This is a genomic window from Burkholderia sp. LAS2, from assembly GCF_018417615.1.
Lineage (GTDB): Bacteria > Pseudomonadota > Gammaproteobacteria > Burkholderiales > Burkholderiaceae > Burkholderia > Burkholderia sola.
This window is the reverse complement of sequence record NZ_CP071052.1, coordinates 1,376,403-1,399,367: the sequence shown is the minus strand read 5'-3', so window position 1 is coordinate 1,399,367 and position 22,965 is coordinate 1,376,403. Positions and strand designations below refer to the sequence as shown.

The window sequence follows — 22,965 nt, the reverse complement described above, 5'->3', positions numbered from 1 at the left end:
GTCGGTCGCCTCGTGGCGCGCGGTTCAGCCGCCGCGCCACGCGCGGTCGAGCGCGTTCAGCGTCGCCAGCGCACCGCCCTTCAGCCCGATCACGTCCGCCCGGCGCGCATGCGCGTCGCGCGCATTGATGCGAATCACGTCGGCGCCGAGCCGTTCGCTCAGCAAGCGCACGGTCGGAATCGCGGTGCCCGCGCCGATCTCCACCACGGCGACGCGCCCGGCCTGCGCAATCCACTCTTCGAGCACGCGTTCCTGCGCGTCGTAGCGCGCACCGAGCCAGCCGGTGTCGCCGAACATCAGGATGTTGGGCCGCGCGAGACCGCCGCAGTGCGGGCAGCGCGGCATGTCGCCCACGAGGCGGCACGCCGCTTCGTCGACCTCCGGCACGAACGGCGCCGCGTCCCACGTGGCGTCCGTGCACGGGCGCAGGCACTGCATCGCATGAATCGAACCGTGGATCTCGACGATGCGCGCCGGATCGAAGCCGGCCTTCTGGAACTGGCCGTCGACGTTGCTCGTCAGCACGAAGCCGCCGTTCGGCATCGCGTCGATCCAGCGGCGCAGGATCGCGAAGCCCGCATGCGGCGCCGTCGCGCGGTAGAGCGCGAGACGGTGCCCGTAGAAGCCCCACGCGAGCGCCGCACGCGCACGAAACGCGTGCGGCGACGCGATCTCGTGGAATTCGAAACGCTCGTGGCGCAGCGCCGGATACGCGCGCCAGAAACCGTCCGTGCCGCGAAAATCGGGCAGTCCGGAATCGACGCCGATGCCCGCGCCGGCCGTGACGAGCAATGCATCGGCACGCGCGAGTGCGGCGACGGCGGACGCGACGAGCTCGGCAGGAAGCGGCGCGGCGGCGGAGTCGGCGAGATCTGCGGGACCGGAAAGCGGCATGATGGGAAAGCGGTGGCGTCGAACGTTGCGCGAGTGGCGTGGCGATCATACGCCGGTTCGGGCGTCGCGCCGCATCGGCGACGCAACTGTGTAGCGCGGCGCACGTGCGGCGACCGGCAATGCAATGGCCCGCCGTCCGCAAGCGCCGCACCGGCGATACCGCGACGCGGCGCCCATGCTTGCTCAGTGAGCCGATTCGTCGTGTGCAACCGGGATCTCGTCGACCGCGAAATAGACCGGCTTGCCGAGTTGCCGCGCGAGCGCGACGTCCGCATCCGCCCCGCGCGACGCACCATCGATGCGCAGTACCGCATCGCAGCGTCGCAGCAGCCGGTGCGCGGCCGGATACAGGAACGTTTCGCCGATCGCGCCGCCCAGTTGCGTCGACCCGGCCGCGGCCGCGAGCGGCAACGACACCCATTCGCCGATCATCGGCACGTGCCCGCGGCGATACACGGCGAGCGCCGCCGCTTCCAGCCGGTGCAGGTTCGCGGCGATGCGCGCGGGGTCGCCGTCCGTGCCGCTGCGATACGGGCCGGCGATCAGCACGAGCCGCGGCGTCATGCGGCGCGTGCGCCGGCGGTTTCCCGCAGCGCGACGTACTGCAGCAGCATGATCGTCTTCGCGTCGACGATCTCGCCGCGCTCGACCGCGTCCAGCGCCGCCCGCAGCGGCATCTCGACGACCTCCAGATCCTCGCCCTCTTCCGCGACGCCGCCGCCCGCGCCGGTGCGCAGCGACGCATCGTATTCGCCGACGAAGAAATGCAGCTTCTCCGTCACGGAACCCGGGCTCATGAACGCCTCGAACACCTTGCGCACGCCGCGCACGCGATAGCCGGTCTCCTCCTCGGCCTCTGCGCGGATGCGCGCCTCGGGCGTTTCGTCGTCGAGCAGGCCGGCGGCCGCTTCGAGCAGCATGCCGTCGTGTCCGCTCACGAACGCCGGCATCCGGAACTGGCGCGTCAGCAGCACGTCGCCCGTTTCGGCATGACGCAGCAGGATCGTCGCGCCGTTGCCGCGGTCGTAGGTCTCGCGGCTCAGGCGCTGCCACGTGCCGTCGCGGCGCAGGAAATCGAACGTCACCTTGCGCAGCACATACCAGTCGTCGGACAGCACCGTCGTATCGACGATGCGCACCCGCTCCCGCGTTGCAGCCATTGCAGCCTCCGGTTCGACAAAGGACGGCGCCCATGGTAACGTGCATATTCGTGCAATTTCAAGAATTTTCGTGCAAACACGATGCTGACGACGCAACGCAAGAAGGCGATCCTCGACGCGCTCGCGCGCGACGGCCAGGTGCTGGCCGCCGAGCTGAGCGTGCAATTCGGCGTGTCCGAAGACACGGTGCGCCGCGACCTGCGGGAACTCGCGGCCGAGGGGCTGTTGCAGCGCGTGCATGGCGGCGCGCTGCCGGCGTCGCCGGCCGTCGCGCCGTTCGCGCAGCGCGAGACGCTCGAAACCACGGAGAAGCGGCGCATCGCACGGCGGGCCGCGCAGATGATCGCGCCCGGGCAGGTGGCGATCGTCGATGGCGGCACGACCTCGGCGCTGCTCGTCAGCCAGTTGCCGGCCGACCTGCGCGCGACGATCGTCACGCACAGCCCGAGCGTCGCGGTGGCGCTCGCCGCGCATCCGTCGATCGACGTGATCCTGATCGGCGGGCGGCTCTACAAGCATTCGATCGTCGCGGTCGGTGCGGCGGCGATGGAAGGCATCGCGCGCATTCATGCGGATCTGTATTTCATGGGCGTCACGGGCGTGCATCCGGTCGCCGGCCTGAGCACCGGCGATTTCGAGGAAGCGGCGATCAAGCGCGCGCTGGCCGAACGCGCGGCCGAGACGGTCGTGCTCGCGTCGCAGTCGAAATTGCGCGCGGCATCGCAGTTCGTGATCGGCGACATCACGCTGGCGCAGACGGTCGTCGTCGAAAAGGAAACCGACGCCGCGCTGACGAAGCCGATCGAGGCCGCGGGTGTGACGGTGGTGCGCGCGTAGCGCGCGGGGCGTTGGTATTCGCGCTTGCCGGCTCGGTTGCGAAGTGTCGTCGCGCAGGCACCCGAGTCGATGTCAGCGTGCTGACAGGCGCCGCTTGCTAACATGGGCGATCGCCCGATCGCCACGTGCCAACCGCCCGATGCCCTCGCCCTCCTCCACGACGCCCTCGGCACCGCCCGCCGGCGACGCACCGCCGCCGGGCATCCTCGCGCTGTTCATCGCGTTCGCGCAGATCGGCCTGACTAGCTTCGGCGGCGGGCTCAGCGGGCGGATGATGCGCGATTTCGTCCACGAGCGACGCTGGCTCGACGAAGAGGCGTTCCTCAACGGTCTCGCGCTGTCGCAGGCGTTACCGGGCGTCAACGTGAAGAACCTCGCGATCTGGATCGGCTACCGGCTCGCCGGATGGCGCGGCGCGGTGGCCGGCTTCATCGGCATCATCGCGCCGCCGGCCGTGCTGATCGTGCTGTTCGGCGTCGCGTTCTCGACGCTCGCGCGCTTTCCGCTCACGCACGTCGCGCTCGCCGGTGCGGCGGCCGCGGCGATCGGGCTGTCGATCTCGATGGCGATTACCGCGGTGCGCCGGCTGCCGCGCCGCGTGCTGCCGTTCGCGGTCATGACGCTCACCTTCGTGTCGGTTGCGGTGCTGCACTGGCCGCTCGTGTGGACCGTGCTGATCGGCGGCACGCTGAGCGTCGCGCTCGAATACCGTCGTGCGGCCGCCGCGCCGGTCGGGAGCGACGCGCGATGAATGCGTCCGCACGTTACGCAGCACTGTTCGGCGTGTTCGCGCCGCTGTCGATTGCGACGATCGGCGGCGGGCAGGCGGTCATCGCGGATATCCAGCGGCAGGTCGTCGACGTGCATCACTGGATGAGCGCAACACAATTCGTGAACGACTTCGCGATCGCACGGATGGCGCCTGGCCCCGGCTCGCTGCTGGCGACGCTGATCGGCTGGCAGGTGGCCGGTTTCTGGGGCGCGGTGATCGCGACGCTCGCGCTGTTCGGCCCGACCGCGTTCCTGATCTACGGCGTCGCGCACCTGTGGCGACGGCACCGGGGCGCGCGCTGGCAGATCGCGCTCGAAGCCGGCCTGCGCCCGGTCGCGGCCGGCATGATCCTCGCATCGGTGTGGGTGCTGGTGCAGGCGCTCGACGGCGGCTGGGCCGCCCGCGCGATCGCGGTGGCGTCGACACTGTGCGTGATCTACACGCGCGTTCATGCGCTACTGCTGATCGCGATCGGCGCGCTGCTGCTCGTCGGCTTGCGTGCGCTCGGGGGGACGTAGCACGGCGCCACCGCCTTCGCGTCGCTACCTGAGCGCCTAGACGCCGCGAAACACCGGCACCGATTCCGATATCGCGCGGAACGCGTCGTGCGCGTGGGCATGCAGCTCGAATCCGATGCCCGGCGCCTGCGGTACGCGTGCGTGTCCCGCGTCAACGTTTTCGCCATCGGCCAGTCCGCTGAACGGATGGAATGCGAACGGGCTGACTTCCGCCCCGCCGAGCCCGAGCGCCGCGACGACGTGCAGCGAGAACAGATGACCGGCGTGCGGCCAGAACGCGTCGCGCCGCCAGCCGCGCGACACGAAGTGATCGACGATCTGCAGATAGCCCGACAGCCCGTAGCTGTGCACGGGATCGAACACCAGCACGTCGCGGTCGGCACGCAGGCCGCCGTAACGGTCGAGCAGCTTCGCTTCCGCGAGCGAGAACAGCGCTTCGCCTGCCGCGATCGGCGATGCGTATCGCGTGGCGACGTCTGCCTGGAGCGGCAGGTCGAGCGGATCGCAGATGTCCTCGAACCACCAGAGATCGAACGGCGCAAGCATGTTCGCCGCCTCGTAGGCCGTCGTCGCGTCGTACGTGTTCATCGCGTCGACTGCGAGATGCGAAGGGCTGGCGAGCTGTGCGGCCGCGGCGTCGATGCGGCGCCGGTCCTGCTCGAAATCCGCGCCGCCGATCTTGATCTTCGCGTGCGTGTAGCCGAGATCGACGATCCGGCGCATCTCGTCCGACAGGCGCGTGAGATCGTCATGCGGATAGCGGTAGCCGCCGCCTGCGTACACGCGCACGCGCGGCGGCGCCGTGCGTCCGAGGCGGTCGGCGAGAAAGCGGTGCAGCGGCAGGTCTGCGATCTTCGCGGCGGCGTCCCAGATCGCCATGTCCAGCGTGCCGACCGCGACGCAGCGTTCGCCGTGCCCGCCCGGCTTCTCGCCGGCCATCATCGCGCGCCATGCGGGGAACGGGTCGAGGTTCGTGCCGGCTTCGTCGGCGAGTGAGTCGGCGGCAGCCAGCAGGCGCGGCGCGAACCGTTCGCGGATCAGGCCGCCCTGCGCGAAGCGGCCGATCGACGCGTAGCCGTAGCCCGTCACCGGGCGGCCGTCGCGCACGACGTCGGTCACGACCGCGACGACGCTCGTCGTCAGGCCGCCGGACGGAATCGCCGGATCGGCATAGCGGGATACGGGAATCGCGCGTTCGTGGATCGCGGTGATGCGCATGGTCGGGGCTCCGGAGGGGCGTCCGGCGCAGGCGGAAGGTTCATGCGCGGCAGCGGAAGCGGTGGGCGGATCGCTGCATCTTAGGGGTTTGCGTGACGGTGTGCAGGACCGGTGGCGAGCGTCATCGTGTCGTCGCCGGACAACCGTGCGTTCAATTCGTCATGGATTGCGGCTGGATAACGAAGCGCGCCAAGCCTGTGGCTGCCCTCAGCGCGCTGTTTCCGAACCCGGGACGACTTTTATTGAACCGGAATCCTCGCTCGCCCCTCCCGGCTTCGTGAACCGCGAAGACGTGGGGCGATGACGGTATGCAGGGGTTGGATAGAATCGACCGCCCGCTCAGGCGAAGACGAAGTACTTGCGCACAGTCTCCACCACTTCCCACGTCCCTTTCATGCCGGGTTCGATCACGAACACGTCGCCGGCTTTCAGATGCACCGGCTCCTCGCCTTCCGGCGTGATGATGCAGTAGCCGTCGAGGAAGTGGCAGTACTCCCATTTTTCGTAGTTCACCTCGAACTTGCCGGGCGTGCAGATCCAGGTGCCCATGATCTTGCTGCCGTCCTTCGAGACGTACGCGTTGAGGTTCACGGTGTGCGGATCGCCGCCGATGCGCTTCCACTTGGTCGCATCGAGAACAGGCGTCGGGCAGGTTTTGCGCAGAACGGTGATGAAATCGGACATGTCGGCTCCAGACTGACGATCGTATGAGAAGCCTGTCACGTTAGTTCGAAAGCGTTACCCGGGCTTGTACGCTTCCGACATGGACTCGTCGATTTTCGACATTGGCCGGCGGGCAAGCGTGCCGCCAGTGCGTTTCGTCAGGCCGTGGCGCCACATGGCGCCTCACGTTACGGTCGACCGGCTCGCGTAGCCAGTGCATCGAAATGGGACACCATCGGAGAACGCGAAGCCCTTTGCCGAACGCCACGCTGGCTACATCGCCGCCAAACCGTGTAGAACTTCGCACTCTGCGGGCGCCGTATGATGACTGTTACCTCGGCTTTCCAAGCCCGAGCGCGTTAATCAAGACCGCTATTCACGCGTTCTCACGTTAGGTTTTCTCCAAACTCCACGAAGAACTACTGTTGACGCGACGTTCGTCGCGATGCCAGTTTTCACACGAGCACCAATCTCAAGAAGTTGACGATATAGCCAGCTCTCGTCCGCGCATCGTTAGCGCGACAAGGAGAAGCATTTATTGCTTGCATACGCAAAGTGGTTCGGCAATAATTTCCCTGCCTAGCATTTGTTCGGATGTATTGAACCGGGTTGCGGGTTGCAATCCGCCTAGCTTTTTTACCTCTCTGGCGATGGGAGCCGTTCCGTCCCGCCGTCAGTCGACGGCGGGCCAAAACGGCTCCCATCGACGCTCTAGTAGGCATGCTCGTGCGCGACTTGAAACATAAGAACAGTGCGATCAGCAAGCAGTTGGCAAAGTTCGCCGCACGGTTGGGCGTTCGCCATCCATCTCTGTCACGGGCGAACCGCCTTTTGTTTCTCTGCGGAGCGAACCGCAGTCCTGGGGTACCCTCCCCGAGGCGACAAGCAATTAAACGCTTCGTCGAAAGCATTTCGTCTGATTACCGGGTGATCTACGCCGAGGGCGTGTTTAATGAGTTGGCCAAGGTGGGCCACGGTAAGAACGCGTTGGACCTTGAGCACGAAATCTCGGCAATCGCAGATCGAATCCTCATCGTTCTGGAAAGTCCCAGCGCCTTCTGCGAGCTAGGCGCGTTTGCCCACCAAACGCTGAGAGAAAAATTAATCATAGTTAACGACTCGCAGTTCCGCGGAAACGGCTCATTCATAGACACTGGCCCTCTTGCAGCAGCAACGGAATGCAAATCGCCGATCCTTTGGTATCCGATGGGTGCGGACGGCCTATCGAAAACCGATGGGATCGGCGCGATCTTTAGCGAGCTCAAAGCAGCGGTTGACGCCAGGCCGGTTTCAGTCGGAAAGCCCACAAGCTCGGACATCGCGGACCTGTCTGCTAGCAAACTGAGCCTCTATTTCATCCATGACCTGGTTTTGTTCGTGGGTCCTGTCACCCACGCCGAGCTCATTGACGTCCTCATCACTACGTTCGGGAAGAAAAGCTTCGACATGGCGAAAAGTCTGCTTGGCATTCTTCGCGAAGCGAGGCTTATTGTTAGCAATCAGATCGGCACCGAATGGGTATTCCAAGCAACGACAACTACGCCATTCCTGCAATACGCAGCAGATACAAACACGCTGATGGCAACGTTTCGACGATACCACCTCCAAACAAACCCAAAGCGATTTGCCGATGAACATCGTGGAACGCATGGCGAACGAGTTGTCGGTCCCGCAATCGCTGCTTGAAAGCGCTTTGCGACTTGCTTACGTTCGATTCAGAAGAATCAAAGTCCCAAAACGCTCTGGCGGCGAACGAGTAATGATTCAGCCCGCTTCCGAACTTAAGCTTGTATTGAGTTGGCTTGATTCTCGTGTTCTATCTAACGCACCGGTAAGCTCCATTGCTACCGCGTTTGAACCCGGAACCTCGATCGTCAAGAACGCGCGAGCCCACAGCAAATCTCTTTATTCCGTTCGAATCGATTTGTCGAATTTTTTCCCATCGATTCGCTCTCGCGATCTGTTGCTCGCACTGTCAAGGTCACGCGAATTGCTTCCCGAATGGGCATCTGGCGGAGATTTCGAGGCAGTGGTGCGTAACGCGTGCTTCGATCGCGCCGACAGGCTACCAGTCGGCTACATGACGTCGCCGAGAATTGCAAACATCGTCATGCTCGAGTTGGATACAGCTCTGGTGGCAGCAGTATCGCGCGACTCCGTGCGCTTTGGTCGAGGGGTCCTCACACGGTACGCTGACGACTTCGTGTTCTCTACGGACAAGAAAGGCGCGTGCAACGAATTTTTATCGGAAATGCGGAGCTTGCTGGCGTCAATGCCGAGCCCTAAGCTATCCATCAACGATGAGAAGACTCGATTCATGAGCCGTAAGGGAGGAACAACCCTCATCACCGGATTGCGCGTGAATAATGACGGGGACGTAGGCATCCACGCGAACTACAGGGACCACATTCGGATGCTACTGAAGCTATTCTCGACCGGACGGTTGAAGCCTGCAGAGAACGAAAAACTGCGAGGACACCTAGCTTTTATTGAACACGCCGATCCTGACCTGTTCACCCGCCTATCGTTCAGGTACCACGCGGAGATCGCTAAGTTGCGCGGGCATCCCAGCCTGAATCCCGTTTGAGTGCAGTCAGCAATCAACGCGCGAACTTGACCGATGGTCAGCAACGGGTAATCGTTTTTGGTATTTGGTGTCGTCCATGCTGCAACCATCCCCTGACATCTGCTCTAGCCGGCAAGACTGCATCGGTCCATACGATCGTGCCCCATCGTCTTTGGGAAATACATGCTGGTTGGCTGCGCGCTGTACACCACGCCATCCCGAAGTAGAATTGCATAGCTTGACGGAAAACGGTGCGCGAATTTCGTATCGTGACGATATAGCACAAGAAACTAGAGAAACGAGGCTCACGCCACATGGCAAACAATGATCAAGTCCTGTTGGACCAAATTCTGGAAGAACAACGGGTATCGCGAGCACCAACCGCTACCAAGTCGGATTTTTTTGAACAATATGTGGCAGAGCAGGTCCTGAAAGACTATGACTTGTCGGACGATGAAGTCGAATATGGCTTAACAGGTGGAGGTCACGACGGCGGGATCGACGCGATCTACACTTTTGCAAATGGTGAATTAGTTCAAGAAGACTTTGATCACACGACCTTTAAGAAAAGTGTCGTCATCGATGTCGTCATCATCCAGAGCAAGACGAGCAATGGCTTCGATGAGGCCACCATCAACAAGCTGATCGCTGTAACCGGGCATTTGTTTGCACTGGCAAATCCATTGTCTGATTACACGTCGGTGTACAATGAGGGCGTATTGGAAGGGGTGGGTAATTTTCGGAGGCTCTACACCGCGATTGCCGGCCGATTTCCAACCTTGCGATTCATGTACTTTTATGTTAGCCGCGGCGAAAGCAATGGTGTTCATCCGAACGTTCATCGCAAGACGGACGATCTCAGGCAAGTCGTGCTTGGTTTATTTCCTCATGCCAAGTATGAATTTTCTTTTTATGGCGCAAGTGATTTATTGGGGCTAGCTCGTCGACAACCTTCAAGTTCTTTTGAGTTGAAATTTCTTGAAAGCCTGACAGGTCGTGACGGATATATAGCACTTGTTCGTCTGAAAGATTTCATAAACTTCATTCGCGCAGACAACGGCCAACTTAGAAAGAATCTCTTCGAAGCAAACGTTCGGGACTATCAAGGCAGCAACCAAGTGAATGAGGATATGCAACAAACGCTGCTCGCTGGCGGACCGGAAGACTTCTGGTGGTTAAACAACGGCGTCACAGTGGTCGCGAGCCGGGCTGTACAAGGCGGCAAGATTTTGACGGTTGAAGATCCGCAGATCGTCAATGGGCAGCAAACATCGACAGAAATTTTCAACTATTTCCACGGCGCAAACACAGATGCCGATGAGAGATGTGTCATGGTGCGAGTAATCGTAGCGAATGAGCCCGCTAGCCGCGACCGAATCATCAAGGCAACGAATAGCCAAACGTCAATTCCCGCCGCGTCTTTGCGCGCCACGGAAAAAATCCACCGGGATATCCAAGAATTTTTGGTTCCGTTTGCGATTTACTACGATCGCCGAAAAAATTCGCAAAAACAGTTGGGCAGACCTATTGACAAAATCATAGGCATTGCCCTCATGGCGCAAGCCATGATGTCCATCGTTCTTCAACGTCCCGACGATGCTCGCGCTCGCCCATCATCACTTATCAAGAAGGACGAGGACTACAACCGCATTTTCAGCCCAAAGCTACCAATACAGATCTATCTGATTGCCGCAACCATTGTGAAAACCGCACAGGCGAGCCTTCGGGGGCGCGAAGATCTTGCCCCCAAAGACCGTAACAATCTGTTGTTTTACGTGGCGATGCACGCCTCTGCGGCTCTGGCTGGAGTCGCGACCCCCAGCTCAGAGCAATTGGCAGCTATCAAGTCCGAATCCATTACGGACGCGATCATGAACGACAGCATCTTGATTGTAGAGTCAATTTACCGGCAATTGGGTGCGAACGATCAGACAGCAAAGGGCACTCAGTTTCTCGTTGCGTTGAAAGCGAAGCTGTTAGAGCAGTTTCCTTAAATCCGGTAGTCCGCTCTCGCCCGCCGTTATTCGTTCCCACATTCGCGAATTCCGGCGGAGATATCTCCTCGTCGTAGCCGGGTAACGGACATCGAGAGTCGAGCGAAAGCGAATTTTCGGGAGTCGAAGCACTTACCGCTGCCAGCGACGCCACCACTCCATCAAGTGGCCATGCCAGTCGCTGCCGGCAAGACGCCTCGCTTGCCATCCTCACGCCAAACCCTGTACAATCGTGCGTTCTGCGGGCGTCGTATAATGGCCATTACCTCAGCTTCCCAAGCTGATGACGTGGGTTCGATTCCCATCGCCCGCTCCACTTTCCGGCTGCACGACAGCCTGCGCATGAGCCGCCTCGTCGAAGGCGGCTTTTTTGTACCATGCGCCGAATCGCCCGGCAGCATTGCTGCGCAACGGGCCCTCGCCCGAACCGAGCCTTTCTCTGTACCGATGATGCACGACGATCCGAACGAAGCCGGCCTTCCGCCGCACGACGACGCCATTCCCGACGAAGCCGACCAAGCCGGCGAAGCCACGGAAGGCGCCGACGAAGTCAACCCGCTGCACCGCCGCCGCATCCGCAGCTTCGTGACGCGCGCCGGCCGCGTGTCGACCGGCCAGCGCCGCGCGCTCGACGAATTCGGCCCGCGCTTCGTCGTCCCGTATGCGCCGGAACTGCCCGACTGGAACGCGATCTTCGGCCGCAGTGCACCGCGCATCCTCGAGATCGGTTTCGGGATGGGCGCGTCGACCGCGGAAATCGCCGCGCACCGCCCGGGCGATGACTTCCTCGGCGTCGAGGTGCACGAGCCGGGCGTCGGCGCGCTGCTGAAGCTGATCGGCGAGCAGGATCTATCGAACATCCGCATCATCCAGCACGACGCGGTCGAGGTGCTCGAGCACATGATCGCGCCGGAAAGCCTCGACGGCGTCCACATCTTCTTTCCCGATCCGTGGCACAAGGCGCGTCACCACAAGCGCCGGCTGATCCAGCCGCCGCTCGTCGCGCATCTCGCGTCGCGCCTGAAGCCCGGTGCGTACATTCACTGCGCGACCGACTGGCAGAACTACGCGGAGCAGATGCTGGAAGTGCTCGGCGCGGAACCGACGCTCGAAAACACGGCCGCCGATTACGCGCCGCGCCCCGACTACCGCCCGGTGACGAAGTTCGAACGGCGCGGGCTGCGGCTCGGCCACGGCGTGTGGGACCTGGTGTTCCGCAAGCGCGCAAGCTGAGCGTCCCACCCTGCGCAGCATAAAAAATCCCGACCGGCGTCTCGCGCCGGTCGGGATTTTTTCATCGAGCGGCGCATCGACCGCTCGCCAGCCTCACGCCCAGTTCAGCCAGCCGCTGTAACCCACCAGCAACACGAACAGTCCGAACGCGATCCGGTACCACGCGAACACCGTGAAATCGTGCGTCGCGACGTAGCGCAACAGCCAGCGCACGCACACGAACGCGCTGACGAACGCCGACACGAGCCCGAGCGCGAACAGGCCGAGCGAATCGACGGTAAACGCCTGCCAGTCCTTCACGGTTTCGTAGAGCGTCGCGCCGAAGATGATCGGAATCGCGAGGAAGAACGAGAATTCGGTGGCCACGCGTCGGTCGAGACCGAACAGCATCCCGCCGATGATCGTCGAGCCCGAGCGCGACATGCCGGGCACCAGCGCGAAGCACTGCGCGAGTCCGACCTTGAGCGCGTCGAGCGGCGTCAGCGCGTCGACCGACATCACGCGCGGCGGCTCGCCGCGTTCGCGCTGCCGCGCCTCGGCCCACAGGATGATCGCGCCGCCCACGACGAGCGCGAACGCGACGGGCACCGGCGAGAACAGCACGGCCTTGATCTTCTTCTCGAACAGGAGGCCGAGCGCGATCGCGGGAATCGTCGCGATCACGACGTTCAGCGTGAAGCGCTGCGCATCGGGCCGGCTCGGCAGCCCGGACACGACGGACACGATCCGCTGCCGGTATTCCCAGCAGACCGCGAGGATCGCGCCGAACTGGATCACGACGTCGAACGTCTTCGCGTGCGAATCGTTGAAATTCAGGAAGCTGCCCGCGACGATCAGGTGACCGGTGCTCGACACCGGCAGGAATTCCGTCAGCCCCTCGACGACGCCGAGGATCAATGCCTTGCAGATCAGGATCCAGTCCATCCGTGGCCCAACTCCGAAATGGTCGAAAGAAAAGGCCACTCTTGCGCGCGCGGCCCACCCGGCCGTGCGCGCTCCGTCGTCACTTTTCGACGATCGCCACGCGTATGCCGTTTGTAAGGATCGTAATTGTACCGGGTTCGTAGTTCACTCCGGCAAATTGCAGTTGTTCCGGCTTGAACGTGTAGATCGGATAGTTGGTCAGCAGCTGCGTCGCGAGCAGGCCGGCGGCCGCGCCCACCTGCTGCGCGTACATCTGCGCGTCGCCGTCGAGCGCGAGGCTGTCGACGGCCGGCGCCTTCAGCACGACCGAGCGGCTCGGCGCGTCGTACGCGAGCTGGCCCGACACGGTGAACTTGCCGCTGACGGGCCCGCGCAGGAACGGGCTCACGAAGTTCGCGTCGAGCTGCACGGCGACGCGGTTCTGGTCCGGCAGCAGGTTGACGGCCGGATTCGCGAGCGACACGTCGACGACCTGGGCGACCGTCTTCTGGTAAGGAAACTTCCGCGCGACGGCCTTCTGCACGTCGCCGCGCGAGAACGTGTAGTGATCGGGGATGAACGGGAACGTCGACGCGCACGCGGCAAGCGATACGCACACGCCGACGGCGCCAATGGCGGCAGCGAGAAAACGGCGCCGGCCAGGCGCGCGAGGGACGGTCATGCTGATTTCTCTCCTGGATGCGCCGGCCGCGTCGCGGCCTCGAGGCGCGTGAGCCACGCGAGCGCGTCGTCGCGCGACGCGCCGCACATGTCGGCGGACGGCTGCAGCCCGGCACAGCACGCGGGGCGCTCGGGCCGGCCGAAGATCATGCAGCGCAGGTCGTCGCCGAGCTGCACGCAGCGCACGCCCGCCGGCTTGCCGTCGGGCATGCCCGGAATCGGGCTGGAAATCGACGGCGCGATGCAGCACGCGCCGCAGCCCTCGCGGCACGCATGCGGCGGCGGGACGTCGGCGGGCGCCGCGCGGACAGGCATTTCGACGGACACTCGGCTCTCTCGACGAATAACGAACAACGAACAACCGAAAACGATGCGGCAACCGGACGCGGCGTCCGGCAGCCCCACCCCGCATTGTGCCATCGCCGGCTGCGACGTTATTACACAATGCAGCCCGACCGCGTGTTCCTATACTCGAAACCATCTAAAAAAGCGCGAGACCGCCATGCGTTCTGGATCTGCCGACCCGGTGTTCCGTCCCGATTTGCTCACGAAATACGGCGTGAACGGGCCGCGCTATACGTCGTACCCGACCGCGCTGCAGTTCCGCGAGGATTTCGATCCGGCCGACTACGTCCGCGCGGCCGGCGACCCCGGCGCCTCGTCGAGCGACCTGTCGCTGTACTTCCACATCCCGTTCTGCAACACCGCGTGCTTCTACTGCGGCTGCAACAAGATCGCGACCAACAACCGCCGCCGTGCGCGCCCGTATCTCGACCAGCTCAAGCGCGAAATGGCGCTGCAGGCCGCGCTGTTCGATCCGTCGCGCCCCGTCACGCAACTGCACTGGGGCGGCGGCACGCCGACCTTCCTGTCCGACGACGAAACGGCCGAGCTGATGGCGGCCACGCGCGAGCATTTCGCGCTCGCGCCGGACGCCGACGCCGAGTTCTCGATCGAGATCGATCCGCGCACGGTCACGCCGGCGACGCTCGTCCATCTGCGCACGATCGGCTTCAATCGGCTGAGCCTCGGCGTGCAGGATTTCGACCCGGTCGTGCAGCAGGCGATCAACCGCATCCAGCCGCGCGCGATGACGGCCGACCTGCTCGCCGCCGCACGCGCGACAGGCTTCCATTCGGTGAGCGTCGACCTGATCTACGGGCTGCCGCACCAGACGGTCGCCGTGTTCGCACGCACACTGGAGACGATCATCGAGCTCGCGCCCGATCGCCTGTCGGTGTTCGGTTACGCGCACATGCCGCACCTGTTCAAGATGCAGCGGCAGATCGACGATGCGACGCTGCCGCCGCCGGAAGCGCGCATCGCGCTGCTCGGCCTCGCGATCGACATGCTGACGTCGGCCGGCTACGTGTACATCGGGATGGACCACTTCGCGCGGCCGTCCGACGAACTCGTGCGCGCGCAGCGCAACGGCACGCTGCAGCGCAATTTCCAGGGCTACAGCACGCGCGCGGATACCGACCTGATCGGCTTCGGCGTGTCGTCGATCGGCAAGGTCGGCGACGTCTACGCGCAGAACGCGAAGGACCTGCCCGCGTACGGCGCCGCACTCGACGCGGGCCGGCTGCCGATCGCGCGCGGCGTCCGCCTCACGCCGGACGACCGGCTGCGCCGCGACGTGATCACGCAACTGATGTGCAACCTCGAACTGCCGTTCTCGCACGTCGAGGCCGCGCACGGCATCCGCTTCGCCGATCATTTCGCGCGCGAGCTCGACGCGCTGCGCCCGTTCGAGCGCGACGGGCTGCTGACGATCGCGCACGACCGGTTGACGATCCGTCCGGCCGGCCGGATGGTCGTGCGCAACATCGCGATGGCGTTCGACGCGTACCTCGGCCAGACGTCGCGGCAGCGCTACTCGCGCACGGTTTAGGGCGGTTCACGCGGGCGCCGGCCGCACGCGGGCGACCGGTTTGATACAGTGTGAGGCTTACATCCGCTTCGCCAGCCCCCAAGATGCGCACCACCAAAGCGACCCACGCGGTCGAACGCCTGAAGACCCGCTCCGGCAACCCGCAATTCGCGGCCGTCGCGATGGCGGGCGGTCTGTTCTATCTCGTCGACCGCTCGGGCGGCACTGCCGAGAAGCGCTGCGAGCCGCTGCCGCTCGACGAATTCGTCAAGTTCGTCGACGAATTTGGCCCCAAAAAACCGCGCAAGGCGAGCAAGCTCGACCTCGCGTTCGAGGCGCAGATCAAGAAGAGCAAAGGGTAAAGGTCTGTTGCAGGCCGCCTGAAGGCTTCGCGGCCGTGCCGTTTGGTACAATCACGAAGTTTCTCTATCCCCGCTGATGGCCGACCTGGCTGCGTGACCACACCATGAATATCGAAAACGCGCGTTTCAACATGATCGAACAGCAGATCCGTCCGTGGGACGTGCTGGATCTGGATGTCCTGGGCCTGCTGTCGATCGTCAAGCGTGAAAACTACGTGCCGGCCCAATACCGCGATCTCGCGTTCGCCGATCTCGAACTGCCGCTGCCGGGCGGCGCGAGCAAGATGCTGTTCCCGCGCGTCGAAGCGCGCGTGCTGCAGGAGCTGGCGGTCAAGAAGCACGAGAACGTGCTCGTGATCGGCGCGGGCTCGGGCTACCTGGCCGCGCTGTTCGCGCATCGCGCGCAGCACGTGACGGCCGTCGAGATCGATCCGGCGATCGCGAAGTTCGCGGAAGACAACCTGCGCAACGACGGCGTGACCAACGCCGAAGTCGTGCTCGGCGACGGCTCGCGCGGCTGGGCGGCCAAGGCGCCGTACGACGTGATCTGCGTCGCGGGCGGCCTGCCGGTCGTGCCGCAGGACATGCTCGAACAGCTGAAGGTCGGCGGCCGCCTGGCGGCGTTCGTCGGCGGCCGTCCGGTGATGAAGGCGCAGATCATCACGCGCATCGACGACAAGCAGTACCGCGTCGCCGACGTGTTCGAAACGTACATCGACCACCTCGTCAACGCGATCGAGCCGTCGCGCTTCAAGTTCTGAGCGGCGGAGCCTCCATGCAGATCCTGACGCCCGCGATGCTCGCGGAATGGCTCGGCGACACGGCGCGCCCCGCGCCGGTCGTGCTCGACGTGCGCGAGCCGTGGGAAATCGCGACCGCGCAGATCGCCGGCAGCGTGGCGATTCCGATGCAGCAGATTCCCGCGCGCAGCGAAGAGCTCGACGACGAAGCGGAAATCGTCTGCGTGTGCCATCACGGGATGCGCAGCGCGCAGGTCGCGATGTTCCTCGAATCGCGCGGCTTCACGAAGCTGTACAACCTGCAAGGCGGGATCGACGCGTGGTCGCGCGACGTCGATCCGTCCGTGCCGCGCTACTGATCGATCCTTCCCGCGGCGCATCATGCGCCGCCGCGCCGCCCGGCACCCCGCCGCCGGCCGCACCGATCCGCCGAACGGGCGCGCACTGCGCGCCCGTTTCTCTTTTCCTCCCCCGGTTTCCCTGCGTTTCGACGCCGCCGCACCGTCGTGCACCATTTGTGCCCGTGCGTCTGCACCGCAACGGACCGCGCATGCTGCACGGCGCGTCATCCGCACCGCGCCGATGCCCGCTGGTGCCCGCCCGTGCCCCGCGCAGGCACGCCGGGCGTGCATCCGCGCGACTGGCACATGCCTTGCGTTACACGATGGCCGGCGCCGCCACGGCGCACGCGCATCCAACACGACAAGGGGATCCCGATGAAACGTCGCAGTCTGTTGAAGTTCGGTTCCATGGCCGGCGCGCTCGCGCTGGCGGGCAAGAGCCCGTTCGCGCACGCGGCCGATGCGGGCACCGGCCCGATCAAGGTCGGCATCCTGCATTCGCTGTCGGGCACGATGGCGATCTCGGAGACGTCGCTGAAGGACACCGCGCTGATGACGATCGCCGACATCAACAAGAGCGGCGGCGTGATGGGTCGCAAGCTCGAACCGGTGGTGGTCGACCCGGCGTCGAACTGGCCGCTGTTCGCCGAGAAGGCGCGCCAGCTGCTCACGCAGGACAAGGTCGCCTGCGTGTTCGGCTGCTGGACGTCGGTGTCGCGCAAGTCCGTGCTGCCGGTGTTCGAGGAGCTGAACGGGCTGCTCTACTACCCGGTGCAGTATGAAGGCGAGGAAATGTCGCGCAACGTGTTCTACACGGGCGCCGCGCCGAACCAGCAGGCGATTCCGGCCGTCGAGTACCTGATGGGTGCGGAAGGCGGCGGCGCGAAGCGCTTCTTCCTGCTCGGCACCGACTACGTGTATCCGCGCACGACCAACAAGATCCTGCGCGCGTTCCTGAAATCGAAGGGCGTGAAGGACGCCGACATTCAGGAGGTCTACACGCCGTTCGGCCACAGCGATTACCAGACCATCGTCGCGAACATCAAGACCTTCGCGCAGGGCGGCAAGACGACCGTGATCTCGACGATCAACGGCGATTCCAACGTGCCGTTCTACAAGGAACTCGGCAACCAGGGCATCAAGGCGACCGACGTGCCGGTCGTCGCGTTCTCGGTCGGCGAGGAAGAGCTGCGCGGGATCGATACGAAGCCGCTCGTCGGCCACCTCGCCGCGTGGAACTATTTCATGTCGGTGAAGAACCCGACCAACACGAAGTTCAAGGACCAGTTCGCCGCATGGGTGAAGGCGAACAACCTGCCGGGCGGCGCGAAGCGCGTGACCAACGATCCGATGGAAGCGACCTACGTCGGCATCCACATGTGGAAGCAGGCCGTCGAGAAGGCGAAGAGCACCGACGTCGACAAGGTGCGCGTCGCGATGATCGGCCAGACGGTGGCCGCGCCGTCGGGCTTCACGCTCGCGATGGACGGCAACCATCACCTGCACAAGCCGGTGATGATCGGCGAGATCCGCGGCGACGGACAGTTCAACGTCGTGTGGAAAACGAAGACGGCCGTGCGCGCGCAGCCGTGGAGCCCGTTCATCGCGGGCAACCAGGGCAAGCCGGACGTCGTCAGCTCGATCCCGGCGTTCCTGCGCCGGCAGCGCGCGGCGCTGGCGTGATGCCGTGCGGCGCGTCGCGCTTCGTGTGCGACGTGCCGCACGCTTGCCCGCCCGCTGCCGATGCGCCGGCCGCGCTTGCCGTGACGAATCGCCCGCGCCGACGCAGCGTCGCACCGCTCCGCTCCCCCACGCCCGACAGGATTTCCCGATGCCTACACGCTTTCGCCGAGCCGCCCGCGCGATCGCGGCATGCGCCGCCCTCGCGGGCCTGCTGCCGCACGCCGCGTTCGCGCTGACGGCGGCCGACACCGCCGCGCTCGCCGGCGACGACTTCGACGCGAAGACGGCCGCGATCGAACGGCTCGCCGCCGACACCGATCCGCGCGCCGTTGCGGTGCTCAACGCGCTGTCGAGCGGCGATGCGCTCGCGACCGGCGACGGCCACCTGCTGATCCAGTCCGGCGACACCGCATACGACGCGCTCACGCAGGCCGCGACGCCGGCCGGCGATGCGCAGCCGGTGATGCTGAACAACCTGCTGCGCACGAAGATCGCCGGCGCGCTGTCGGGCCTCGCGCTCGCGTCGCCCGACGTGGCCACGCGCCGCGACGCGATCGACGCGCTGCTGAAGTCGCCCGACCCGGCGCTCAAGCCGATGATCGATCGCGCGCGCGCAAAGGAAACCGATCCGGCGTTGAAGCGCCGTCTCGATGCACTGTGGGCGATCGCCGCGCTGCACGATGCCGATCCGGCGAAACGCCTCGAAGCCGCGCAGGTGGTGGCCGCGCGCAGCGATCTCGACATGATCGAACAACTGCGCCCGCTCGTCGCGAAGAACGCCGACGGCAGCTTCGCCGAACCCGACGCGCGCGTGCGCGACGCCGCGCAACAAGGGCTCGATACGTTGCACGCGCTGCAGCGCCGCGGCGAGATCGTCGGCACGGTGTTCGCCGGCCTGTCGCTCGGCAGCGTGCTGCTGCTCGCCGCGCTCGGCCTCGCGATCACGTACGGGCTGATCGGCGTGATCAACATGGCGCACGGCGAATTCCTGATGATCGGTGCGTACGCAACCTATGTCGTGCAGACGCTGATCCAGCGCTACGCGCCCGGCGCATTCGACTGGTATCCGCTCGTCGCCGTGCCGGTGTCGTTCGCGGTGGCCGCGCTCGTCGGCATCGTGCTCGAGCGGCTCGTGCTGCGGCACCTGTACGGTCGCCCGCTCGAAACGCTGCTCGCGACCTTCGGCGTGAGCCTGATCCTGATCCAGGCCACCCGCATGCTGTTCGGCGCGCAGAACGTGCAGGTCGTGAACCCGTCGTGGATGAGCGGCGGCGTGACGGTGATGCAGAACCTGATCCTGCCGTACAACCGGCTCGCGATCCTCGCGTTCGCGCTCGCGGTGGTGTTCGTCGCGTGGGCCGTGCTGACGAAGACGCGGCTCGGCCTGTTCGTGCGCGCGGTCACGCAGAACCGCCGGATGGCCGCGTGCGTCGGCGTGAAGACCGCCCGCGTCGACGCATATGCGTTCGCATTCGGCGCGGGCATCGCGGGCCTCGGCGGCTGCGCGCTGTCGCAGATCGGCAACGTGGGCCCCGATCTCGGCCAGAACTACATCATCGATTCGTTCATGGCCGTCGTGCTCGGCGGCGTCGGGCAGATCGCCGGCACCGTGCTCGGCGGTTTCGGGCTTGGCCTCGCGAGCAAGGCGATCGAACCGTTCTGGGGCGCCGTGCTCGCGAAGATCGCGGTGCTCGTGATGATCGTGCTGTTCATCCAGAAACGCCCGCAGGGCATGTTCGCGCCGAAGGGCCGCAGCGCGGAGGCTTGACGTGACTTCATACACCGATTCGATGTCGAACCCGGTCGCCGACACGTCGAAGCCCGCTGCCGGCGCGCGCGCGGCGGACGGCTTCGCGCTCGGCCTGCCGCCCCGCCCCGCGCTGCTCTCGCGTCGCGCGTGGCTCGCGCTCGTCGCGCTATGCGTGGCGATCGGCGTCGGCGTGCCGCTCGCCGCGCTCGTCGCGCCGGAAGCCAGCGCGTTCCATCTGTCCGCGTACACGATGACGCTCGCCGGCAAGCTGATGTGCTACGCGATCGCCGCGCTCGCGCTCGATCTCGTGTGGGGCTACTGCGGGATCCTGAGCCTGGGCCACGGCTTGTTCTTCGCGCTCGGCGGCTATGCGATCGGCATGTACCTGATGCGCGAGATCGGCCGCGAAGGCAAGTACGGCAGCGACCTGCCCGACTTCATGGTGTTCCTCGACTGGCACCAGTTGCCGTGGTACTGGAGCGGCACGCAGCATCTCGCGTGGGCGCTCGCGCTCGTCGTGCTCGTGCCGGCCGTGCTCGCGTGGGTATTCGGCTTCTTCACGTTCCGCTCGCGCGTGAAGGGCGTGTACCTGTCGATCATCACGCAGGCCATGACGTTCGCCGCGATGCTGCTGTTCTATCGCAACGAGACGGGCTTCGGCGGCAACAACGGCTTCACCGATTTCAAGCGCATCGCCGGCTTCTCGATCACGTCGCCGGGCACGCGCACGGTGCTGTTGCTGCTGACCTTCGCGACGCTCGTGCTCGCGTTCGTCGCCGCGCGCGCGATCGTCACGAGCAAGCTCGGACGCGTGGTGACCGCGGTGCGCGACGGCGAGACGCGGCTGATGTTCCTCGGCTACAGCCCGCTCGCGTACAAGCTGTTCGTGTGGACCGTGTCGGCCGTGCTGTGCGGCATCGCCGGCGCGCTGTACGTGCCGCAGGTCGGCATCATCAATCCCGGCGAGATGTCGCCCGGCAACTCGATCGAGATGGCGATCTGGGTCGCGGTGGGCGGGCGCGGCACGCTGATCGGGCCGATCGTCGGCGCGTTCGCGGTGAACGGCGCGAAAAGTTTCTTCACCGCGTACTTCGCCGAATACTGGCTGTTCTTCCTCGGCCTGATCTTCGTGCTCGTGCCGCTCTTGCTGCCGCGCGGGATCATGGGCCTCGTCGAAACCGTGCTCGCGAAGGGGAAACGCGCATGAACGGAACGGCTCTCTATCAGTTCACGCCGCCGCCCGAGGACGAGCTGCTCGCCGTCAGCGGCAGCGCGTCGATGGGGCGCGTCGTGCCGGCCGGCATCGACACGTCGCACGGCACGATCCTCTATCTCGAGGATATCGAAGTAAGCTTCGACGGCTTTCGCGCGCTGAAGAAATTGTCGCTCGCGATCGACGTGGGCGAGCTGCGCTGCGTGATCGGCCCGAACGGCGCGGGCAAGACGACGATGATGGACGTCATCACCGGCAAGACGCGGCCCGATGCGGGCAAGGTGTTTCTCGGCCAGACGATCGATCTCGCGCGGATGAACGAACCCGAGATCGCGCGGGCGGGCATCGGCCGCAAGTTCCAGAAGCCGACCGTGTTCGAACAGCATCCGGTGTGGGAAAACCTCGAACTCGCGATGCAGACCGACAAGGGCTGGCTCGCGTCGCTGCGCGCGCGGCTCGACCGTACCGCGCAGGCGAAGATCGAGGAGACGCTCGCGCTGATCGGCCTCGAAAGCCAAGCGTATCGCGCGGCCGGCGAGCTGTCGCACGGGCAGAAGCAGCGGCTCGAAATCGGCATGCTGCTGATGCAGCGTCCCGCGCTGCTGCTGCTCGACGAGCCGGCGGCCGGGATGACCGACCACGAGACGATGGAACTCGCCGAGCTGCTGAACACGCTGCGCGGTACCTGCTCGATGATGGTCGTCGAGCACGACATGGAGTTCGTCGCGGCGCTCGCGGGCGACACGGGGCGCGTGACGGTGATGGCCGAAGGCGCGGTGCTCGCGCACGGCACGCTCGACCAGGTCAAGCGCGACGACGCGGTGATCGAGTCTTACCTCGGACGATGATGCGATGCTGAAAATCGAAGCGCTGAACCAGTACTACGGCGGCAGCCATATCCTGCGCAACGTGAACCTCGCGGCCGACGACGGCAAGCTCACCGTGCTGCTCGGCCGCAACGGCGTCGGCAAGAGCACGCTGCTGCGCTGCCTGATGGGGGTCGTCGCCGCGAAAAGCGGCAGCGTGTCGTGGCGCGGCACCGCGCTCGGCGCACTGCCGCCGTATGCGCGCGTCGCGGCCGGGCTCGCGTACGTGCCGCAGGGCCGCGACATCTTTCCGCGGCTCACCGTCGAGGAGAACCTGCTCGTGGGTGCGGCGAGCCGCAAGGCGCCGTCGAAAGTGCCCGATCGCATCTACGACCTGTTCCCGGTGCTGAAGGACATGCGTGCGCGGCGCGGCGGCGACCTGTCGGGCGGTCAGCAGCAACAGCTCGCGATCGGCCGCGCGCTGATGAGCGAGCCGCAGCTGCTGATCCTCGACGAGCCGACCGAAGGCATCCAGCCGTCGATCATCCAGGACATCGGGCGCACGCTGCGCCAGCTCGTCGACGAATCGAAGATGACCGTGCTGCTGGTCGAACAGTATTACGATTTCGCGCGATCGATCGCGGATCGATATTGGGTGATGAGTCGCGGGGAGGTCATCGCGGGGGGTGACGCGCGGGACATGGAGACGAACGGCGTGCGCGAGTTGATCGCGGTGTGACGGTAGGCACGGCGGTAGG

The 22,965-nt window shown here is 65.1% G+C and carries 24 protein-coding genes and 1 tRNA gene; 17 read left to right on the top strand and 8 right to left on the bottom strand.

Translation table 11 applies throughout. The annotated features are described in order from the left end of the window. Positions 1 to 24 precede the first annotated feature (24 nt). The 3 genes from JYG37_RS06510 to JYG37_RS06500 all read right to left on the bottom strand — a co-directional run bounded on the left by JYG37_RS06510 (position 25) and on the right by JYG37_RS06500 (position 2,054). The gene (locus tag JYG37_RS06510; RefSeq protein ID WP_213345951.1) at positions 25 to 894 is read right to left on the bottom strand and encodes an SIR2 family NAD-dependent protein deacylase; all 870 of its coding nucleotides are present in this window, start codon (positions 892 to 894) and stop codon (positions 25 to 27) included. A gap of 183 nt (positions 895 to 1,077) precedes the next feature. Beyond that, positions 1,078 to 1,458, bottom strand: coding sequence for a DUF4406 domain-containing protein (locus tag JYG37_RS06505; RefSeq protein WP_124637781.1), 381 nt, complete (start codon positions 1,456 to 1,458; stop codon positions 1,078 to 1,080). Continuing rightward, on the bottom strand, positions 1,455 to 2,054 hold the full coding sequence (locus JYG37_RS06500; RefSeq protein WP_089488230.1) for an NUDIX domain-containing protein: 600 nt from the start codon (positions 2,052 to 2,054) through the stop codon (positions 1,455 to 1,457). Before JYG37_RS06500 ends, JYG37_RS06505 begins: the two co-directional genes overlap by 4 nt. Before the next feature lie 81 nt (positions 2,055 to 2,135). On the opposite strand from JYG37_RS06500, the gene JYG37_RS06495 reads away from it, so the two are divergent. The 3 genes from JYG37_RS06495 (at position 2,136) to JYG37_RS06485 (ending at position 4,181) form a co-directional block, all read left to right on the top strand. Continuing rightward, positions 2,136 to 2,891, top strand: coding sequence for a DeoR/GlpR family DNA-binding transcription regulator (locus JYG37_RS06495; protein WP_124637780.1), 756 nt, complete (start codon positions 2,136 to 2,138; stop codon positions 2,889 to 2,891). Between the two features lie 139 nt (positions 2,892 to 3,030). Then, positions 3,031 to 3,642 (top strand): chromate transporter, encoded by a 612-nt coding sequence (locus JYG37_RS06490; protein WP_124629854.1) that lies wholly within the window; start codon positions 3,031 to 3,033, stop codon positions 3,640 to 3,642. Further along, positions 3,639 to 4,181, top strand: coding sequence for a chromate transporter (locus JYG37_RS06485; RefSeq protein ID WP_050011630.1), 543 nt, complete (start codon positions 3,639 to 3,641; stop codon positions 4,179 to 4,181). The genes JYG37_RS06490 and JYG37_RS06485 overlap by 4 nt, the downstream gene beginning before the upstream one ends. Positions 4,182 to 4,217: 36 nt before the next feature. Here JYG37_RS06485 and JYG37_RS06480 read toward each other — a convergent pair whose 3' ends face one another. Both JYG37_RS06480 and JYG37_RS06475 read right to left on the bottom strand, forming a co-directional pair. Then, positions 4,218 to 5,399, bottom strand: coding sequence for an enolase C-terminal domain-like protein (locus tag JYG37_RS06480; RefSeq protein ID WP_050011631.1), 1,182 nt, complete (start codon positions 5,397 to 5,399; stop codon positions 4,218 to 4,220). A gap of 339 nt (positions 5,400 to 5,738) precedes the next feature. Beyond that, entirely contained in the window at positions 5,739 to 6,083 is a 345-nt protein-coding gene (locus JYG37_RS06475; RefSeq protein WP_027783759.1) for a cupin domain-containing protein, read from the bottom strand. A gap of 714 nt (positions 6,084 to 6,797) precedes the next feature. Here JYG37_RS06475 and JYG37_RS06470 point away from each other — a divergent pair. The 5 genes from JYG37_RS06470 (at position 6,798) to trmB (ending at position 11,855) form a co-directional block, all read left to right on the top strand. Beyond that, entirely contained in the window at positions 6,798 to 7,748 is a 951-nt protein-coding gene (locus JYG37_RS06470; RefSeq protein WP_213345950.1) for a retron St85 family effector protein, read from the top strand. Continuing rightward, on the top strand, positions 7,693 to 8,649 hold the full coding sequence (locus JYG37_RS06465) for a retron St85 family RNA-directed DNA polymerase (protein WP_213345949.1): 957 nt from the start codon (positions 7,693 to 7,695) through the stop codon (positions 8,647 to 8,649). Before JYG37_RS06470 ends, JYG37_RS06465 begins: the two co-directional genes overlap by 56 nt. 293 nt (positions 8,650 to 8,942) lie before the next feature. Then, positions 8,943 to 10,622: an AIPR family protein gene (locus JYG37_RS06460; RefSeq protein WP_213345948.1), complete on the top strand. Its 1,680-nt coding sequence runs from the start codon at positions 8,943 to 8,945 to the stop codon at positions 10,620 to 10,622. A 241-nt stretch (positions 10,623 to 10,863) separates the two neighbouring features. After that, positions 10,864 to 10,938 (top strand) — tRNA-Gly (locus JYG37_RS06455). A 131-nt stretch (positions 10,939 to 11,069) separates the two neighbouring features. Beyond that, positions 11,070 to 11,855, top strand: a complete 786-nt coding sequence (trmB, locus tag JYG37_RS06450; protein ID WP_050011635.1) for a tRNA (guanosine(46)-N7)-methyltransferase TrmB — start codon at positions 11,070 to 11,072, stop codon at positions 11,853 to 11,855. A gap of 93 nt (positions 11,856 to 11,948) precedes the next feature. Here trmB and JYG37_RS06445 read toward each other — a convergent pair whose 3' ends face one another. The 3 genes from JYG37_RS06445 to JYG37_RS06435 all read right to left on the bottom strand — a co-directional run bounded on the left by JYG37_RS06445 (position 11,949) and on the right by JYG37_RS06435 (position 13,754). Continuing rightward, a complete protein-coding gene (locus tag JYG37_RS06445) occupies positions 11,949 to 12,779 on the bottom strand; it encodes an undecaprenyl-diphosphate phosphatase (RefSeq protein WP_050011636.1) in 831 nt (276 codons plus the stop codon). A 79-nt stretch (positions 12,780 to 12,858) separates the two neighbouring features. Then, on the bottom strand, positions 12,859 to 13,440 hold the full coding sequence (locus JYG37_RS06440; protein ID WP_089488226.1) for a DUF1439 domain-containing protein: 582 nt from the start codon (positions 13,438 to 13,440) through the stop codon (positions 12,859 to 12,861). Next, a complete protein-coding gene (locus tag JYG37_RS06435) occupies positions 13,437 to 13,754 on the bottom strand; it encodes a YkgJ family cysteine cluster protein (RefSeq protein WP_050011805.1) in 318 nt (105 codons plus the stop codon). Before JYG37_RS06435 ends, JYG37_RS06440 begins: the two co-directional genes overlap by 4 nt. A 187-nt stretch (positions 13,755 to 13,941) precedes the next feature. On the opposite strand from JYG37_RS06435, the gene hemN reads away from it, so the two are divergent. The 9 genes from hemN to urtE all read left to right on the top strand — a co-directional run bounded on the left by hemN (position 13,942) and on the right by urtE (position 22,946). After that, on the top strand, positions 13,942 to 15,333 hold the full coding sequence (gene hemN, locus JYG37_RS06430; protein WP_213345947.1) for an oxygen-independent coproporphyrinogen III oxidase: 1,392 nt from the start codon (positions 13,942 to 13,944) through the stop codon (positions 15,331 to 15,333). Positions 15,334 to 15,416: 83 nt separating this feature from the next. Then, positions 15,417 to 15,674: a hypothetical protein gene (locus JYG37_RS06425; RefSeq protein ID WP_006488573.1), complete on the top strand. Its 258-nt coding sequence runs from the start codon at positions 15,417 to 15,419 to the stop codon at positions 15,672 to 15,674. Between the two features lie 104 nt (positions 15,675 to 15,778). Then, positions 15,779 to 16,435: a protein-L-isoaspartate O-methyltransferase family protein gene (locus JYG37_RS06420; RefSeq protein WP_050011639.1), complete on the top strand. Its 657-nt coding sequence runs from the start codon at positions 15,779 to 15,781 to the stop codon at positions 16,433 to 16,435. Positions 16,436 to 16,449: 14 nt separating this feature from the next. Next, positions 16,450 to 16,773 (top strand): rhodanese-like domain-containing protein, encoded by a 324-nt coding sequence (locus tag JYG37_RS06415; RefSeq protein WP_006476692.1) that lies wholly within the window; start codon positions 16,450 to 16,452, stop codon positions 16,771 to 16,773. A 357-nt stretch (positions 16,774 to 17,130) separates the two neighbouring features. Continuing rightward, positions 17,131 to 18,438: an urea ABC transporter substrate-binding protein gene (urtA, locus tag JYG37_RS06410; protein ID WP_050011640.1), complete on the top strand. Its 1,308-nt coding sequence runs from the start codon at positions 17,131 to 17,133 to the stop codon at positions 18,436 to 18,438. Positions 18,439 to 18,586: 148 nt separating this feature from the next. Further along, positions 18,587 to 20,206, top strand: coding sequence for an urea ABC transporter permease subunit UrtB (urtB, locus tag JYG37_RS06405; protein WP_050011641.1), 1,620 nt, complete (start codon positions 18,587 to 18,589; stop codon positions 20,204 to 20,206). A gap of 1 nt (position 20,207) precedes the next feature. Continuing rightward, complete coding sequence (gene urtC / locus JYG37_RS06400) at positions 20,208 to 21,395, top strand: urea ABC transporter permease subunit UrtC (protein WP_089488222.1); 1,188 nt, start codon at positions 20,208 to 20,210, stop codon at positions 21,393 to 21,395. Then, on the top strand, positions 21,392 to 22,249 hold the full coding sequence (urtD, locus tag JYG37_RS06395) for an urea ABC transporter ATP-binding protein UrtD (protein WP_089488221.1): 858 nt from the start codon (positions 21,392 to 21,394) through the stop codon (positions 22,247 to 22,249). Before urtC ends, urtD begins: the two co-directional genes overlap by 4 nt. A gap of 4 nt (positions 22,250 to 22,253) precedes the next feature. Further along, complete coding sequence (urtE, locus tag JYG37_RS06390; protein ID WP_050011644.1) at positions 22,254 to 22,946, top strand: urea ABC transporter ATP-binding subunit UrtE; 693 nt, start codon at positions 22,254 to 22,256, stop codon at positions 22,944 to 22,946. Positions 22,947 to 22,965: the final 19 nt, after the last annotated feature.

Excerpts from the sequence above, each read along its gene's own strand:
- JYG37_RS06510 (WP_213345951.1), bottom strand. The coding sequence starts at position 894 with ATGCCGCTTTCCGGTCCCGCAGATCTCGCCGACTCCGCCGCCGCGCCG.
- JYG37_RS06505 (WP_124637781.1), bottom strand. The coding sequence starts at position 1,458 with ATGACGCCGCGGCTCGTGCTGATCGCCGGCCCGTATCGCAGCGGCACG.
- JYG37_RS06500 (WP_089488230.1), bottom strand. The coding sequence starts at position 2,054 with ATGGCTGCAACGCGGGAGCGGGTGCGCATCGTCGATACGACGGTGCTG.
- JYG37_RS06495 (WP_124637780.1), top strand. The coding sequence starts at position 2,136 with ATGCTGACGACGCAACGCAAGAAGGCGATCCTCGACGCGCTCGCGCGC.
- JYG37_RS06490 (WP_124629854.1), top strand. The coding sequence starts at position 3,031 with ATGCCCTCGCCCTCCTCCACGACGCCCTCGGCACCGCCCGCCGGCGAC.
- JYG37_RS06485 (WP_050011630.1), top strand. The coding sequence starts at position 3,639 with ATGAATGCGTCCGCACGTTACGCAGCACTGTTCGGCGTGTTCGCGCCG.
- JYG37_RS06480 (WP_050011631.1), bottom strand. The coding sequence starts at position 5,399 with ATGCGCATCACCGCGATCCACGAACGCGCGATTCCCGTATCCCGCTAT.
- JYG37_RS06475 (WP_027783759.1), bottom strand. The coding sequence starts at position 6,083 with ATGTCCGATTTCATCACCGTTCTGCGCAAAACCTGCCCGACGCCTGTT.
- JYG37_RS06465 (WP_213345949.1), top strand. The coding sequence starts at position 7,693 with ATGAACATCGTGGAACGCATGGCGAACGAGTTGTCGGTCCCGCAATCG.
- JYG37_RS06460 (WP_213345948.1), top strand. The coding sequence starts at position 8,943 with ATGGCAAACAATGATCAAGTCCTGTTGGACCAAATTCTGGAAGAACAA.
- trmB (WP_050011635.1), top strand. The coding sequence starts at position 11,070 with ATGATGCACGACGATCCGAACGAAGCCGGCCTTCCGCCGCACGACGAC.
- JYG37_RS06445 (WP_050011636.1), bottom strand. The coding sequence starts at position 12,779 with ATGGACTGGATCCTGATCTGCAAGGCATTGATCCTCGGCGTCGTCGAG.
- JYG37_RS06440 (WP_089488226.1), bottom strand. The coding sequence starts at position 13,440 with ATGACCGTCCCTCGCGCGCCTGGCCGGCGCCGTTTTCTCGCTGCCGCC.
- JYG37_RS06435 (WP_050011805.1), bottom strand. The coding sequence starts at position 13,754 with ATGCCTGTCCGCGCGGCGCCCGCCGACGTCCCGCCGCCGCATGCGTGC.
- hemN (WP_213345947.1), top strand. The coding sequence starts at position 13,942 with ATGCGTTCTGGATCTGCCGACCCGGTGTTCCGTCCCGATTTGCTCACG.
- JYG37_RS06425 (WP_006488573.1), top strand. The coding sequence starts at position 15,417 with ATGCGCACCACCAAAGCGACCCACGCGGTCGAACGCCTGAAGACCCGC.
- JYG37_RS06420 (WP_050011639.1), top strand. The coding sequence starts at position 15,779 with ATGAATATCGAAAACGCGCGTTTCAACATGATCGAACAGCAGATCCGT.
- JYG37_RS06415 (WP_006476692.1), top strand. The coding sequence starts at position 16,450 with ATGCAGATCCTGACGCCCGCGATGCTCGCGGAATGGCTCGGCGACACG.
- urtA (WP_050011640.1), top strand. The coding sequence starts at position 17,131 with ATGAAACGTCGCAGTCTGTTGAAGTTCGGTTCCATGGCCGGCGCGCTC.
- urtB (WP_050011641.1), top strand. The coding sequence starts at position 18,587 with ATGCCTACACGCTTTCGCCGAGCCGCCCGCGCGATCGCGGCATGCGCC.
- urtD (WP_089488221.1), top strand. The coding sequence starts at position 21,392 with ATGAACGGAACGGCTCTCTATCAGTTCACGCCGCCGCCCGAGGACGAG.
- urtE (WP_050011644.1), top strand. The coding sequence starts at position 22,254 with ATGCTGAAAATCGAAGCGCTGAACCAGTACTACGGCGGCAGCCATATC.